The organism is Verminephrobacter eiseniae EF01-2, from assembly GCF_000015565.1.
GTDB classification, from domain to species: Bacteria; Pseudomonadota; Gammaproteobacteria; order Burkholderiales; family Burkholderiaceae_C; genus Acidovorax; species Acidovorax eiseniae.
The window spans coordinates 1313941-1328759 of the sequence record NC_008786.1; the positions used below are offsets into that span (position 1 = coordinate 1313941).

The window sequence follows — 14819 nt, forward strand, 5'->3', positions numbered from 1 at the left end:
GCACCCATGAGTGACGCCAACGCATGGATCGCCATCGATCACGGTCGCGGCACCGATCGCAGGCTCGCGCCCTACACCCTGGTCTTGAAGGGTGACCGATCCCTGTATCAGGCCATCGCCGAAGACGATTGGGTGCTCGTGCTGAATTCTGCCGGGGAGATCGCTCGCGCCGGGCGTGTGCTGCGGCTTCGTTCCGACCTCGAAACCACCACGATCTTCTTCGACCGGCTGTCCGCCGCTGACGCTCCGGTGCCGGTCACCAGCGTTTCTCTGGCTCCCCCGTCGTCGGGCAACGTCGGGCGCATCCAGTGGGACGAGTTCGTCGCGGCCTTGTCCACGGCGCTGCACCAGACCGTCACCGGCATGCTGCCGGTCGAGGATCCGGCCTACATCCGTGAACTGCTGCAACTGGCCGTGGTGGACGACCTGCTCGGCCCGGCGGGTGGCCCACACGAACGCATCGTGGACATGGGCGTGCGCGACCGTTATCTGGTCGGCAAGTTGGCGCCGCGTGATGATGCTCAGGGAGGCATCGAAGGGCCGGAAGGCCCGCTGGCTGAGGAAGATGTGGAGGAACCCACCGACCCCATCGTGCCCGGCCAGCACGAACCCGGTGCCGAGTTCGGTACGGCGACGGGGCGAGTGGAACCCGAGTCGGACGGTTCGGACGAAATCGACGCGGCCAGCAATCAGTCGCTGGTGCCCAGCAGCTTCGGCATGACCTTCTGCGTGGATGGCGACGTCGAGCGCATCGAGGTCGAGGCGCGCTGGGGCAGCTACGAGCGCGTGCCGAACGAGGAACACGAGCTGGCGCGGCCCAATGGGCAGAAGGCCAAGGTCTGGCTGCGTATCCCTTGCGGCGGGAAGCTGGTGTTGTCGCTCACCGAGGGCGTGGTTCCCCATCAGGCACCGGATGCGAACCGTCCGGCGGTGCGGATACAGGGTTCCGTCCGCGCCAAGAACGCCAATGGCGACCGCTTGGTGACGCTGTTCTTGGTGAATGCGCAGGAGGAGCCCGACACCAACCGCGATACGGCCTGGCTGTTCCAGCCGGAACTGATCGTGCGCGCAGAAGCCGAGGCGTCCAAGCGCGTCATCTTCCGCCGCCGCCCCGTGCTTGATGCCGACGGGAACGACCCGGAGCGCGAATCGCTGGAGATGATCTACCGCAATCGCGTGGAGTTCGCGGTCGGGCATGGCGTCGCCGTCCACGCCGAGACGGCGGACGACGTGACGCTGGCCACCGAGGTGCGCACCACCGTGCTGCCGCAGTACGAAGTGCAGGTCACGGAGACGCCGGGCCTCGACCCCGCCGACCGTCCGGCGATGAAGGAGATGCTGGCGAGCGGCCTGCTCGACATGCAGCGGCTCGCCACGCTGGAAGTCGCCGAGTTGGTCGATGCCCTGAATGTGCTGACGAAGGACTACGCGGCGTGGATCGTGGAGCAGCGCGAGCGCATCGACGTGGTCGGGTATGACACGCAGGCCGCACAGGCGCTGGATCGCTGTCAGGAAATCCAGTCGCGCTTGCAACAGGGCATCGACACGCTGAAGAACGACGGCAAGGCGCTGGCCGCATTCCGCTTCGCCAATAAAGCAATGGCGATCCAGCGTGTGCGCAGCCAGTACGCGCTCGAAGTGCGGCGCGGGCGTGACGTGACGGTCGATCAGTTCGACCAGCCGAAGAACCGGAGCTGGCGTCCGTTCCAGTTGGCGTTCCTGCTGCTGGCTATCCCGTCGCTGGCCGATCCCATGCACCCCGATCGCGTGCAGCCGATGGAAGCCCATGCCGATCTGCTATGGTTCCCCACCGGCGGCGGCAAGACCGAAGCCTATCTGGGCGTCGCGGCGTTCACGATGGCGATCCGCCGTCTGCAAGGCAAGCTCGGCGGCTACGACGGCTTGCGCGGTCTGGCGGTGATCATGCGCTATACGCTGCGCCTGCTGACCTTGCAGCAGTTCCAGCGCGCCACTGCGCTGATCTGCGCGATGGAAAAACTTCGGCGGGATGCTCTCGTTCGAGGTGACGAGTCGCTCGGCAAGGAACCTTTCACCATCGGCCTGTGGGTCGGCAACAAGGTGACGCCGGGCACGACCGAGGACAGCCACCGGGCCATCCAGGCTCTGCGTGATCCAGGAAAGAACAAAGCAGGACGTGCTTCACCACTTCAGCTCACCAGTTGCCCTTGGTGTGGCTCCACGATCGACCCCGGAAAAGACGTCGTCGTCGATAAGGATCGCGGTAGAACGGTCGTTTACTGCGGTGACAAAAAGAGCAGTTGCACATTCTCTCGCGGCAGATCGAGCAAGTCGCCGCACCCCGGCATCCCGGTGCTGACGGTGGATGAGGAGATCTACCACCGTCCGCCGACGATGATGATCGCCACCGTGGACAAGTTCGCCATGATGGCGTGGCGCGGCCAGGTGCGCACGCTGTTCGGTCGCGTGAGCCAGGAATGCGAGCGCCACGGCCTGCTGTGGCCTGACTGCGATTGCACGGGCAATCACCCCGCGTCGAAAAATTCGCCAGCGGTCAAGGTCAAGAACGTCGCACCAATCCGTCCGCCCGATCTGATCATCCAGGACGAGTTCCACCTCATCAGCGGCCCGCTGGGCACGATGGTCGGCTTGTACGAATCCGTTGTCGATGAACTGTCTGGCTGGACGCTCGATGGCAAGACGGTCAAGCCCAAGATCGTCGCGTCCACGGCGACGGTGCGCAAAGCCAAGGAACAGGTGAACAACGTGTTCATGCGGCGCGTGTCGGTGTTCCCGCCGCATGGCTTGGACGTGGAGGACAACTACTTCTCGGTGCAGCGCCCGATCGAGGAACGGCCCGGACGGCGCTATCTGGGCGTGTGCTCGCCCGGCAGCTCGCGTCCCGCGATGCTGATCCGCGTCTATACCGCCTTCCTCACCGCCGCCCAGGCCCTGTTCGACCGTTTCGGCGAACCCGCCGATCCGTACATGACGACGGTCGGCTACTTCAACTCGCTGCGTGAGCTGGGCGGGATGCGGCGCTTGGCAGAGGACGACGTGCAGACGCGCGCCTACCGTGTTCGGATGAGCATGGTCGATCGGCCTGCGCTCGCGCAGCGCAGCGTCAACAACATCCGCGAGCTGACGTCGCGCGTCTCCAGTCAGGACATCCCGAAGTACCTCGACGATCTGGAAGTCAAGTTCAAGGCCGCGTTCGATCCGGCCACCGGGAAGTTCGTGACGAAGTGGAACCAGGGCGATACCCGCGCGATCGACGTGGTGCTGGCGACCAATATGCTGTCGGTGGGTCTGGACGTGAACCGGCTGGGCCTGATGGCGGTCAACGGTCAGCCCAAGGGCACGGCGGAATACATCCAGGCCACCAGCCGCGTGGGCCGTTTCTTCCCCGGCTTGGTCTGCACGGTGCTCACCTGGGCGCGTCCGCGCGACCTCTCGCACTACGAGACCTTCGAGCATTACCACGCGACCTTCTACAAGCATGTGGAAGCGCAGTCGGTGACGCCGTTCTCGCCGCGCGCGATGGATCGCGGCCTGACCGGCGCGCTGCTCGCCCTGATGCGGCTGGAGAACGGCGCCTTCAGCCCGAACGCGGGTGCGGGTGAACTGGACAAATCCGACAAACCCGAGATCCTCGATGCCATCGACGTGCTGGTGCGGCGGGCTTGGAACGTCAGCGAAACGACCACCATCGAGCATCTGGCCGAGCGTGAACTGAAGGAACGCGCGGACGAATGGGCCAAGGCTGTGAGCGTGCCTGGTCGCACGCTGGTCTACGAAAAGCCAGGGGCGCAGGCAGCGACGATGGTCGGACTGGTCAAGTCGCCGGGCATCCATGCGTGGGACAACTGGACGGTGCCGATGTCGATGCGCGAAGTGGAGCCGGGCGTGCGCCTGATCATGAACACGGAGCGCATCCCGGACGAGCACGGGTGGAAGCCGCGTCCGGTGCCGAAGGACGAGGACCGACCATGAGCACCAATGAAACACCCGTCGGAGAAGTCCGCCCCAGTCAACTGCTCTGGACATACGGGCCGGGCGCGTTGATCGACCTGCCCAGCCTCTCGGTGGTGACGTTGGGCATCGACCAGTGGGAAAAGGAGCGTTGCCAGCCCATTGGTGAGCCGCGCCTGCTTGCCGCCGTCCGCAAGATTCTCGGGGCGCAGGTGGAGAGCCTGCGCATGCCGCCGTTCCAGAAGATCGAACCCGTCGATCCGTGGTCGGCGGAGGCGAACATCGGTGTTCCCGTGCGTCCGTTCCCGCGCTGGATGCGCTGTGTGAAGTGCGGCCTGCTGTCGCCCTTCGATGCGGGGCTGTTCGAAATCAAGGAAAACCGTTTCCGCCCGGAGCGAACCCGTTTCGTCCACAAGGGATGCCGTGGCTCCAAGGGCGACCAGCCGGCGAAGGATGCCGACGCCGTTCCGGCGCGTTTCCTCTTGGCCTGCCGCGACGGCCATCTCGACGACTTCCCATGGCACTATTTCGTCCACGGCGGCAACGGCTCGTGCAAGGGAACGCTGCGCTTCTTCGAGAGCGGGGCCTCGTTGCAGACCGAGAACCTGTGGGTGAAGTGCGATGCCTGCGGCGCGTCGCGCAGCATGGCACACGCCTTCGGCAAGGCCGGGAAGGAAAACCTGCCGAGTTGCCGGGGCAGGCATCCCCACCTCGATCATTTCGACGACGAGTGTGACGAGGAAGCGCGCGCCGTCCTGCTGGGTTCGACGAACAGTTGGTTCCCGATCACGCTGTCGGCGCTCGCCATCCCGCAGGCGAAAGACCCGCTCGGCCAACTGATTCAAGACGGCTGGGAGTTTTTCGACGATCTGGATTCCGAGGCCGCCGTCGCCGTGACGGTGAAGGCGCTGAAGAAGACCGGGGCCTTGCCGGGCATCGACAAGTACCCGGCATCGGACATCTGGGCGGCCATCGAGGCCCATCGCAATGGCGGCGGTCAGGAGGTCGTCGCCGACATCGAGGGGCCGGAGTGGGAAGTGCTGACGGCGGCCAACCCGCCCGCCGACTACCCGCATTTCATGAGCAAGAAGGTTGCCACGCCACCCGGTTTCGAGAAACACATTGGCAGCGTGCTGCTGCTGGAGAGGCTGCGCGAGGTGAATGCCTTGTTGGGTTTCACCCGCGTGGAGGCTCCCGAAGAATCGAGCGATCCGAGCGAGCGTCCTCGGATGGCGGGCCTTGCGCGCCGCAAGCCGGATTGGGTGCCGGCGAATCAGGTTCACGGCGAAGGCATCTTCATCCAATTCGATGAAGCGGCGCTGCGGACATGGGAGGCGCAGGCTGGCGTCGAGCGCGTGGATGGAATGCTCGAAGGCGGCCATCGTGGATGGCGCAATTCGCGCCACCTCGACCCGAACGAGGGCTACCCCGGCATCCGGTATGCCATGCTCCACACCCTCTCGCACCTGTTGATTCGGGAATTGGCGCTGGAATGCGGCTACAACGCGGCGAGTATCCGCGAACGGATTTACGCCGACACTTCGGGAGCGCATTCGCAAGCGGGCATCCTCATCTACACGGCAGCCGCCGATTCCGATGGAACGCTGGGCGGCCTCGTCGATCTCGGCCGGCCGGAAAACCTCGGTCGGTTGCTCCGGCAGGCGCTGGACCGCTCGAAGATCTGCTCGTCCGACCCGCTCTGCTCGGAACATGACCCGGGCAAAGACCGCTCACTCCACGCCGCAGCCTGCCATGCGTGCAGCCTGGTCGCCGAGACCTCCTGCGAGCGGAGCAACCGTTACCTCGACAGAGCCTTGCTGGTGCCGACCCTCGACCGAGGGGATGCCGCGTTCTTCGCGGGGTTGTGACATGGAAAGGCTGCTGGAAGCCGTCACAGACGTGGTCCGTCCCGTTTCACCGGAGAAGGTTCGGGCACTGGCGGGCGCGATTCGGAAGATCGAGGACGCGAAGACGAACGTCTCCCTGTCGGATGTCGTCGGCACGGCCACGGCCAGAGCCGTCGTCGATCGGTCAGCCTTGGCTGACAGCGCTGCTATCCAGGTGGCGCGCGAAGTGCTCCAGGTCGGGCGTTTGTGCACCGGCCGATTTGGCCAGGTCGTCCCAGCGGCGCAAACGGACTGCATCCAGCGCATGGGGCAAGGCCGCGAAAGCCGTCGCCTGCGCTGCATCGAAGACACCGCCTTGCAAGGCCAGGCTGCGCCGGGAGTCTGGCGACAGGCTATCGAGGTAGCCTGGCTCGCGCGCGCACAGAAAGCGCTTGGCGTCGACATGCAGCCTGATCGGCTCCAGCGTCGCGGGACCGAACAGGGGGCGCAGGAACGGCAGGCAACGGTATTGGTGCAAATCGTCCAGCCCCTGTCGGGTGGGGGTGCCGTCAAAATCATGCAGCAGGTGGCCCAGGTCATGCAGCAGAGCGGCCGCGATCAGCGCGCTGTCGGCACCGGAGCGCTCGGCCCACTGCGCTGACTGCAGCGCGTGTTCGAGTTGTGTCACCGCCTCGCCGTCGTATCGGGCATGGCCCTTGGAGCGCAAGAGGTCGAAGAGGTCTGCAATGGCGGGGTTCATGGTGGGCCGTTCGTGAAAAGTTTCAGGAGGCAGTGCTTCGGCGATTGAAGCAGTGCTGATCCTGTTTTTCATGACACGCTGTGTCAGCCGCGTCTGGCACCCGTTTTTCCGCCCTCGGGCCGCAATATGGAGCGCATGTCCTGCAGCGAAACGCTGCTGACAGGACCCACGCGCACCCGGGGCGCAGGCTTGAGCGCATGGCCATAGATGACCTCGAATGTCAGTGCCAGCCGGCCTGCATGTTGCGGATCGGCCAGCCGTTCGGCCAGCGCCCGATGGAGTTGCTCGCGCCAGCGCCGCCCGCGCAGTGCGGCAAAGCGCTGCGGGTGCAGGTTGCAGCCGAGTTCGCGCAGTTCCTGCAGCAGACGCTCGGGCGTGGCAAAAGTGAGCCTGATGTGTTCCATGTCCATCACCGGCTCGGCGAACCCGGCCTGCACCAGCATGTCACCCCAGTCGTGCATGTCGGTGAAGGTCTGGCCCGCAGGCGGCCAGCCCAGCGCGGCATAGACCGCATGCAACTCCTGCAGCGTGTCCGGGCCCAGGCAGGAAAACATCAGATAACCATCCACGGCCAGCGCGCGCTGCCATTGCCCGATCAGCGCCTGGGGGTCGGCTGCCATGTGCAGCGCCATATTGGCCCACAGCATCTGCACACTGGCATCGTCGGGCATGCCAAACCGGGGGCTGGCGGCGCTCCAGCGGGAAGGATTCCACCAGGGGCTGGCCAGCGCTTGCTGCGCCACGGGCCGGCAATGTCCGGCGCTTTCATGCACTTGGCAGCGCGCCTGGGGGTAACGGGCGCTGATGAGCGCCTGCGCTTGCAGTCCGCCGCGTACTGCGTCCCAGTGGCACCAAGACTTGGGCGCTTGGCGCAGCCACTGCAAGCGCTCTTGCATGCGGCGCGCCACTTCCTCGTGCAGCCAAGGCGAATATGCCGGCGCCGCCGCATGCCAACGGGCAGCGGCCACGGGATCGATGCTGGGAGGGCGCTCAGAGGACATGGCAGGGAACGGCGACGCGCGAGTATATTGATTCATGCTTTTCACGGGCTTGCCAGGACTTTCGCGCCGCCTTCGGGCTTGGGCGGCCGGCGTACCCAGCCAATGCGCTGTGTGCCATGCATGGCCTGCGCAGCGGGTCTGCGCGGCCTGCGTGGCACGGTTTGCCGCGCCGGCGATCCGGTGCCAGCGCTGCGCGCTGCGGGTGCCGAGCGGGGTTTTGGTGTGTGGCGCCTGCCTGCACGACCCGCCGGTCTTCGATGCCTGCCTGGCTGCGCTCGACTATGCCTACCCCTGGGCCGATGCCCTGGCGGACTTCAAGTTCCGTGCCGATCCGGGCTGGGCCGGCACGCTGTCGACCCTGCTGCGCGCCACCCCCGGGGTGGCGTCTGCCATCGCCGCCGCCGACCGGGTGCTGCCCGTGCCGCTGTCTGCACAGCGGCTGCGCGAGCGGGGGTTCAACCAGTCTGCCCTGCTGGCACAGCCGTTGGCGGGCGCCAAGACCGATGCCCGGACCCTGCTGCGCCGCCATGCCACCGAGGCCCAAAGCGGTCTGCCGCGCGCGCAGCGGCTGCGCAACCTGCGCGGCGCCTTTGCGCTGGCGCCCCCGCTGGCTGCGGCTCTGCGCGGCCAGCGCCTGGTGCTGCTCGACGATGTCATGACCACCAGCGCCACCGTGCACGCGGCCACGCTGGCGCTGCGCGAGGCCGGCGCGGCCCATGTCACGGTGGTCGTGCTGGCACGCACGGCCGCCAGTACGGCCGCCAGTCAACGGGCGGGCAATGCGCCGGGGTCGCCGGATGGGAAGCGATCTCGCAGTCCCTGCGTGGCGGCACGAAACAGCGCTTGATCGGTTCCGACCGCAACGAACTGGAAGCCCTGTTCGATATAGCGGCGCGCGTCGGCTTCGACCGTCGTGAGGATGCCGACGGCTTTGCCGGCAGCACGGCTGCGCGCATGGATGTCGGCAATGGCCGCCTGCACCTGCCGGTGGTTGGGGTCGCCGAAATGCCCCAGGGCCGCCGACAGGTCGGCCGGGCCGATGAAGATGCCATCGACCCCCGGCACCTGCAAAATGCGCTCCAGCGCCTCGATGCCGGCACGGGTTTCGATTTGCAGCAGCACGCAAACGTTGTCATGTATCTGGCTCGCGTACTCGGTTTGCGCGCCGTAGCGGTTGCAGCGCTGCGCGTTCGAGACGCCACGGATGCCCAGCGGCGGATAGCGCGTGGCGGCCACCGCCGACTGCGCCGCTTCGGCCGATTCGATGAGCGGCAGCAGCAGGTTGACGAAACCGATGTCCAGCAGCCGCTTGATGAGCACGGGGTCGTTGGCCGGCGGGCGCACGACCGGGGCGCTGCGGCTGTCCTTGAGCGCCATCAACTGGGTGAGCAGCGTGGACAGATCGTTGGGGGCATGCTCGCTGTCGAGCAAGATCCAGTCGAAATCAGCCTGCCCCAGGATTTCGGCGGTGATGTGGCTGGTCAGGGACGACCAGCATCCGATCAGGCGACGGCAGGCGAGGATGTCGCGCCGGAAGGAATTGGGAATGGTGGTGTAGGCCATCGTTTTTCGTCCTGCTCAGTCGGGTGTGATGCCGGCGCGCTCGACCACGGTCTGCCATTTGGCGATTTCTGCGCTGACGAAATGGCTGAACTGCCTGGAGGTGCCGCCGGCCACGACAAAGCCCGTGCTTTCCAGGTATTGGCGCAGCTTGGGCGCCTGCAATGCCTGCCGGGTCGTGTGGGCCAGTTGGATGACCAGCGCGTCCGGGACACCTGCCGGGGCGGACAGTCCGAACCAGGACACGACATCGAAACCCGGGATGCCCGACTCGGCCATCGTGGGCACATCCGGGAACGCCGGATTGCGCGCCAGGCTGGTGACCGCCAGCGCGCGAACCTTGCCGGCGTTCACATAGGCCAGCGCAGTGTCGTTGTTCAGCGCCATGATCGGCACCAGGCCGCCGATCACATCGGTGATCGCCAGAGCATTGCCTCTGTAGGGCACATGGGTGATCTCCAGGCCATGGGTCTGCTTGAACAGTTCCATGGTCAGATGCCCCGAGGAGCCACTGCCCGAACTGGCATGCGAGTAGGCGCCGGGCTTGTCCTTGGTCATCCGCACCAGGTCGGCCACCGTCTTTGCGGCGAACTGCTGGCTGACGACCAGCACGCTCGGCCCCGTTGCCAACAGTGCCACATGCCTGAACGACGAATCCTTGTAGGGCGTGTTGCGGTTGAGGCTGTAGTTGGTGGCATTCGAGCCTATGCCCGAGAGCAGCAAGGTGTAGCCGTCGGCGGGCGCTTTTGCGACGAGGTCGGCGCCGATGCTGCCATTGGCCCCGGCCTTGTTGTCGACGACCACCGGTTGCCCAAAGCTCTGGCTCAGTTCGGCCGCCAGCAGGCGCCCTATGGTGTCGGTGCTGCCGCCGGGCGGGAACGGCACGACGAGCTTGATCGGCTTGACGGGCCACACTGCGCTGTGATCCTGCGCCTGCGCCAAGGGCAGCAGCAACGACAGCCCGATCAGCAGACCCAGCGCGACCTGCCGATGCGACAAAGCCCGAGCGCCCACGCGGGCGCAGTGTGCCCGGGCATGATGCCCGGGAAAGAAAAGCAACATCGATGTCTCCTCCTGAGGGATGCGTTGCGCGTCGGCACCTGGCCCCCGGCCCACGGGATTCGTCTACCGGATTCGTCGCTACGCCGCCGGATTATGCGGCTGATGCGGGGCACGCCCGAGTCGCCTGCCGCGCCTGGCCCCAAGGGGGCGCCCGCAGCCTAGTGTCGCGTCACCGATCAGATGTCGTAGGCTGCGCGCAGCCATCGGAGCGCAGCGCAAGGCGCATCGCGCAGCCAATACCGAGCGTATTGGCAAGCGATGCAACGCCGCGATGCGCTTCGATGGCCAGCGCGGACCGACAGATGATCGGTGACGCGACACTAGCACAGCGTGCAAACACCAGGTCGCCGTGCCGGTCGAAGCCAGCACCGGGCCTGGCCGCTGGCCTTGTCGCTGGGTCAAGCAGTGGGTCAGGCAGTGGGTCAGGCAGTGGGGCAGGCAGTGGGTCAGGCAGTGGGGCAGACCATTACTGCGGCGCCAGAAAATAAGGATTCAAGGCGGCCTGTATCTGTGCCAGCACCAGTGCCTGTGGCCAGGCAAAGCCTTGCGACTGCAAGGTTTGCGCGCCTTCGAGCACGGGATCGGCAAAATGCTGCGCCAAAAGCGGCGCCAAAGGCTCGGGCTGCTCTGCCAGCAACTGCATGAGCTGCGCGACGGCACTCTTGGCCGCCGGCTGCCCCCAGTAGTAGCGCACACGGTCCGCGTAGCCAAAGTGGCGCAGCAGGCGTAGCGCCCGCGCGTCGCCGCTGTAGTGCTTGCGCCAGTGTTGCGGCTCGGCCTGCATCAATTGCTCCAGCACCTGCGCCAGCGCTGCGCGCGGGCTTTGTGGCGCCAGCCAGGTGGCCAGCGCGTCCAAGGCATAAACCGCTTGCCGATAGGCAAAGGTCAACGCCGGTCCCACCTTGAGCACGGTGAAATGGCGCCGGGCCAGGGCGGCAAACACAGGCGGTTTCTGGTAGTCGGTGGAGTGGGCCTCAAACGCCAACTGCGGGTGCGGGGCCAGCACCTCGGACAACGAGTCGGGCGCTTGCAGGTCGAAGTGCTGCACATGGTCTGGCCCAAACTCCAGGCCGGGCTGCACCACCAAGCCTGTCACGCGCCCCCAAGCCTCATGCAAGCCCTGTTGCGCGAACGCCTGCTGGTGCGCGGCAATCGTCAAACGGGCACTCTGCGCCGAAGTCGGGGGCACGCGCATGGCGCCGTCTTCGGCACGCGCACCACCGGGCGGCGGCACTTCGGTGCCGACCACATAACTCAGCGCTTGCGGGTTGCGCGCTGCTTGCTCGCACACCCGCGCCAACTGCGCGGCGCGCTGCGCGCTCAGCGCATCCCCGACCTGCGCGGCCTCACCGGCACAGCCTTCAGAGCAGTCCAGATGAATTTTGCCAAAGCCCGCCTGCACGTAAGACGCGACCAAAGCACTCGCGTGCGCCATGGCGCTGTGCGCGTCCTGGTCACGCCAGACCTGTGGGCCCAAGTGGTCGCCGCCAAACAACACCAGACTGCGATCGATGCCGTGGGCTTGGCCGATACGCTGCACATGGGCAATGAAATCTGCCGCCTGCATGCCGGTGTAACCACCGAACTGGTTGACTTGGTTGCTGGTGGCCTCGACCAGCAGCGGGCGTTGCCTGGACTGGGCCAACAACAAAGACGCCAGGAGCACTTGGGGATGGGCCGAGCACACCGACGGCGTGCAGGCCACACCGGCGCTGCGGTTGCGTTGGTTGATATCACGCAGGTATTGCATGGCTGCTTTCTTGTCACTACGGGTTGAAAGTCGCCGCGCCACGATGACGATGGCACGGACACCACCGCTGTCGCCACACGGCGCGGCACGGGCAGGCTTGGGTAGCCTGGTGGCCAGGAAGACCTGGGCCACAGGCGCAGATGACCGGGGTAGACGACTGGGCATGCGGAGCAGAGCGCCACCGAACACCATGCCATCGAGGCCCATGGGCGACTGCACAGTGTGCAGCAACTCGCCGCGCCACAGCCAAAGTTACATACGTCACATGCCGTACTATCGTTGCGCTGCGCGCCGACACCAGGCCCTTTGAACTGGCGATCGTCGTTCTGCGGAACGTATGGGCCGTTGGCGACGTTGCTCTGCGCCGACGAGTCATCGATCAGCGAGGCGGCGGTGGGCCGCTTCTCGGCCTTGCGGCGCAAGCCAAAGGGCGTGGGCTGCATAAAGGGCACGGCAAGATTTCCAACGGCGAGCTTCGGTATTCTCTGCGCTGCGCTGCGCGGCGCCCGCCCGAAATGGCCACAACCCAATGGACATGGTGGGAAATCGACCGCAGCACCCATTTCCAAGAAAGTCCAAAGCATGTCCACCGCCGAAAAAATGTTGTTCCTGCGCGCTTGGTTGCGCAACCCGCGCCTCGTCAGTGCGGTCGCACCGTCTAGCCGCTCGCTGGCAGCGCTGATTACCTCCGACATCCGGTCGTTGGACGATCCCATCATCGAACTGGGTCCGGGCACCGGCGTCTTTACCCAGGCCCTGCTGGCCCGTGGCGTGCCCAGGGAACGGCTGGTGCTGGTCGAAGCCGACCGTGCTTTTGCCAAGTTGCTGGAGCAACGGTTTCCGGGAGTCCGGGTTCTGCATATGGACGCGGCGCATCTGGAACAGACCGGCGTCTTTTTCGGCCGAAAAAAGGCGAGCACCATCGTCAGTGGCATTCCGCTGTTGTCCATGCCGATCGAGAAGACGATCGCGATCCTGCGCGGAGTATTCCTGCGTCATCTGCATGCGGATGGCGCCCTCTACCAGTTCACTTACCTGCCGCGCTGTCCGGTGCCGGAGGCACTGCTGGAATGCATGGGGCTGAATGCGGTGCGCATCGGTTTCGTCGCAGCCAACCTTCCACCGGCATTCGTGTACCGGTTGCAGCGCAACTGAGGGCCATGGATATGTGGGGCGGTCGAATGGCCCGCTGCGCGAGCCATGCGGCCCGGCTGTCTGCGCTTCGCCTTCGCCTTCGCGTTCACGAACGATTTGGAAATCGGATCAGACCAACCGCGCAATCAGCGCCCCATCCACCGGGCCGTCGAGCGGGATGCGCACGCGCAGCGGGCTGCCCGGGGCTACGGTGATGGGCTCGCCGGCGAGGTTGAACATGCGTTCGAGTTGAATGCTGCGGTTGCCTTGGGGGTGGATGATCTCCAGCCGGTCGCCGAGCTGGAAGTGGTTTTTGGTTTCGATCTCGGCCCAACCATCGGCCCAGGCGCGCACTGCGCCGACGAACTGGCTGCGCCGGGTCTGCGAGTGCCCGCTGAGGTAGTTTTGATAGTCTTGGCTGGGCCGGCGCTCCAGCAGGCCGCCGGTGTAGCCGCGGTTGGACAAGCCCTCGAGTTCGAGCAGCAGCTCGGGGTTGAAGGGCCGCCCGGCCATGGCGTCGTCGATGGCGCGGCGGTAGACCTGCGCGGTGCGGGCCACGTAGTACAGGCTTTTGGTGCGGCCTTCGATCTTGAGCGAGTCCACGCCCATGGCGGCCAGGCGCGCCACATGTTCGACGGCGCGCAGGTCTTTGCTGTTCATGATGTAGGTGCCGTGCTCGTCTTCCATGATCGGCATGTGCTGGCCGGGGCGGCCGGCTTCTTCGAGCAGGTAGACCTTGTCGGCGGCCGGGTGGCGCGCGCCGTCGCCGCAGGTGGAAAATGCTTGCTCGGCCTCTTGCTGCGCGGCGGCGAAGTGGAAGTCGGTGGCCATTTTTTGGGCGCGGGCCTCGCCGGTATTCGGGTCGGTGTCGGCGTCGTGGGTGGCGTAGCTCCAGCGGCAGGCGTTGGTGCAGGTGCCTTGGTTGGGGTCGCGGTGGTTGAAGTAGCCGCTGAGCAGGCAGCGGCCCGAATACGCAATGCACAGTGCGCCGTGCACGAATACTTCCAACTCCATGTCGGGGCATTGCTGGCGGATTTGCCCGATCTCGTCCAGGCTCAGTTCGCGCGACAAGATGATGCGCTGCACGCCCATCCTTTGCCAGAACTTGACGGCCGCCGAGTTGGTGGTGTTGGCCTGCACCGACAGGTGCACGGGCACCTCGGGCCATTTGTCCTTGACCATCATGATCAGGCCCGCGTCGGCCATGATCAGCGCGTCCGGCCGCAGGGCTATCACGGGCTCGATGTCGCGCAGGTAAGTGCGCAGCTTGTCGTTGTGCGCGATCAGGTTGCTGGTCACGAAGAACTTTTTGCCGCGGGCATGGGCCTCGTCAATGCCCTGGCGGATTTGTTCGAGGCGAAATTCGTTGTTGCGCGCGCGCAGCGAATAGCGCGGCTGGCCCGCGTACACGGCGTCGGCGCCAAAGTCATACGCGGCGCGCATCTTGTCGAGCGAGCCAGCGGGCAGCAGCAGTTCCGGGGCGGTGGTCATGGGGTGGCCTGTTGGATAAGGATAAAAATGCGTCTGCCAAGCGGTCTCGGCAGTTGCCACGAATTCAATCGCGGAAGGTAACGGTGGAACATGCGCATGCGCCGGTTTTTCTGCTCAACGCACGGCTAGTGTCGCGTCACCGATCATCTGTCGGTCTGCGCTGGCCATCGAAGCGCATCGCGGCGTTGCATCGCTTGCCAATACAGCTCGGTATGGGCTGCGCGCTGCGCCTTGCGCTGCGCTCCGATGGCTGCGCGCAGCCTACGACATCTGATCGGTGACGC

The 14819-nt window shown here is 65.8% G+C and carries 12 protein-coding genes; 5 read left to right on the forward strand and 7 right to left on the reverse strand.

Translation table 11 applies throughout. From position 1 onward, the window contains the following. Nucleotides 1-6: 6 nt before the first annotated feature. A complete protein-coding gene (gene drmA / locus VEIS_RS05800) occupies nucleotides 7-3972 on the forward strand; it encodes a DISARM system helicase DrmA (protein WP_011808967.1) in 3966 nt (1321 codons plus the stop codon). Continuing rightward, nucleotides 3969-5819: a DUF1998 domain-containing protein gene (gene drmB / locus VEIS_RS05805; protein ID WP_011808968.1), complete on the forward strand. Its 1851-nt coding sequence runs from the start codon at nucleotides 3969-3971 to the stop codon at nucleotides 5817-5819. The genes drmA and drmB overlap by 4 nt, the downstream gene beginning before the upstream one ends. Before the next feature lie 163 nt (nucleotides 5820-5982). Here the strand turns inward: drmB and VEIS_RS05810 are convergent, their stop codons facing one another. Together VEIS_RS05810 and VEIS_RS05815 are read right to left on the reverse strand one after the other, a co-directional pair. Beyond that, on the reverse strand, nucleotides 5983-6537 hold the full coding sequence (locus VEIS_RS05810; protein ID WP_011808969.1) for a phosphonate degradation HD-domain oxygenase: 555 nt from the start codon (nucleotides 6535-6537) through the stop codon (nucleotides 5983-5985). Between the two features lie 83 nt (nucleotides 6538-6620). Further along, on the reverse strand, nucleotides 6621-7538 hold the full coding sequence (locus VEIS_RS05815) for a malonyl-ACP O-methyltransferase BioC (RefSeq protein ID WP_041949836.1): 918 nt from the start codon (nucleotides 7536-7538) through the stop codon (nucleotides 6621-6623). A 34-nt stretch (nucleotides 7539-7572) separates the two neighbouring features. Between VEIS_RS05815 and VEIS_RS05820 the strand changes: the two genes are divergently transcribed. Further along, a complete protein-coding gene (locus VEIS_RS05820) occupies nucleotides 7573-8385 on the forward strand; it encodes a phosphoribosyltransferase family protein (protein ID WP_157048413.1) in 813 nt (270 codons plus the stop codon). Here the strand turns inward: VEIS_RS05820 and VEIS_RS05825 are convergent. The 4 genes from VEIS_RS05825 to VEIS_RS05835 form a co-directional block, all read right to left on the reverse strand. Next, entirely contained in the window at nucleotides 8304-9101 is a 798-nt protein-coding gene (locus tag VEIS_RS05825) for an aldolase/citrate lyase family protein (protein WP_011808971.1), read from the reverse strand. The two genes, VEIS_RS05820 and VEIS_RS05825, sit on opposite strands and share 82 nt — an antisense overlap. Before the next feature lie 15 nt (nucleotides 9102-9116). After that, a complete protein-coding gene (locus VEIS_RS05830) occupies nucleotides 9117-10160 on the reverse strand; it encodes a Bug family tripartite tricarboxylate transporter substrate binding protein (protein ID WP_011808972.1) in 1044 nt (347 codons plus the stop codon). A gap of 78 nt (nucleotides 10161-10238) precedes the next feature. Then, nucleotides 10239-10481, reverse strand: a complete 243-nt coding sequence (locus VEIS_RS28320; RefSeq protein WP_157048414.1) for a hypothetical protein — start codon at nucleotides 10479-10481, stop codon at nucleotides 10239-10241. Nucleotides 10482-10626: 145 nt separating this feature from the next. Continuing rightward, entirely contained in the window at nucleotides 10627-11910 is a 1284-nt protein-coding gene (locus VEIS_RS05835) for a class II D-tagatose-bisphosphate aldolase, non-catalytic subunit (RefSeq protein WP_011808974.1), read from the reverse strand. 345 nt (nucleotides 11911-12255) lie between these two features. On the opposite strand from VEIS_RS05835, the gene VEIS_RS05840 reads away from it, so the two are divergent. After that, on the forward strand, nucleotides 12256-13065 hold the full coding sequence (locus VEIS_RS05840) for a class I SAM-dependent methyltransferase (RefSeq protein ID WP_232287856.1): 810 nt from the start codon (nucleotides 12256-12258) through the stop codon (nucleotides 13063-13065). 108 nt (nucleotides 13066-13173) lie between these two features. Here VEIS_RS05840 and trhP read toward each other — a convergent pair whose 3' ends face one another. Beyond that, on the reverse strand, nucleotides 13174-14535 hold the full coding sequence (gene trhP, locus VEIS_RS05845; protein WP_011808976.1) for a prephenate-dependent tRNA uridine(34) hydroxylase TrhP: 1362 nt from the start codon (nucleotides 14533-14535) through the stop codon (nucleotides 13174-13176). Nucleotides 14536-14663: 128 nt separating this feature from the next. Between trhP and VEIS_RS25595 the strand changes: the two genes are divergently transcribed. Then, a complete protein-coding gene (locus tag VEIS_RS25595) occupies nucleotides 14664-14816 on the forward strand; it encodes a hypothetical protein (RefSeq protein ID WP_157048611.1) in 153 nt (50 codons plus the stop codon). The last annotated feature ends 3 nt before the right edge of the window (nucleotides 14817-14819 follow it).

Bases quoted from the DNA above. Each gene is read 5' to 3' on its own strand.
- drmA (WP_011808967.1), top strand. From the start codon at position 7: ATGAGTGACGCCAACGCATGGATCGCCATCGATCACGGTCGCGGCACC.
- drmB (WP_011808968.1), top strand. From the start codon at position 3,969: ATGAGCACCAATGAAACACCCGTCGGAGAAGTCCGCCCCAGTCAACTG.
- VEIS_RS05810 (WP_011808969.1), bottom strand. From the start codon at position 6,537: ATGAACCCCGCCATTGCAGACCTCTTCGACCTCTTGCGCTCCAAGGGC.
- VEIS_RS05815 (WP_041949836.1), bottom strand. From the start codon at position 7,538: ATGTCCTCTGAGCGCCCTCCCAGCATCGATCCCGTGGCCGCTGCCCGT.
- VEIS_RS05820 (WP_157048413.1), top strand. From the start codon at position 7,573: ATGCTTTTCACGGGCTTGCCAGGACTTTCGCGCCGCCTTCGGGCTTGG.
- VEIS_RS05825 (WP_011808971.1), bottom strand. From the start codon at position 9,101: ATGGCCTACACCACCATTCCCAATTCCTTCCGGCGCGACATCCTCGCC.
- VEIS_RS05830 (WP_011808972.1), bottom strand. From the start codon at position 10,160: ATGTTGCTTTTCTTTCCCGGGCATCATGCCCGGGCACACTGCGCCCGC.
- VEIS_RS05835 (WP_011808974.1), bottom strand. From the start codon at position 11,910: ATGCAATACCTGCGTGATATCAACCAACGCAACCGCAGCGCCGGTGTG.
- trhP (WP_011808976.1), bottom strand. From the start codon at position 14,535: ATGACCACCGCCCCGGAACTGCTGCTGCCCGCTGGCTCGCTCGACAAG.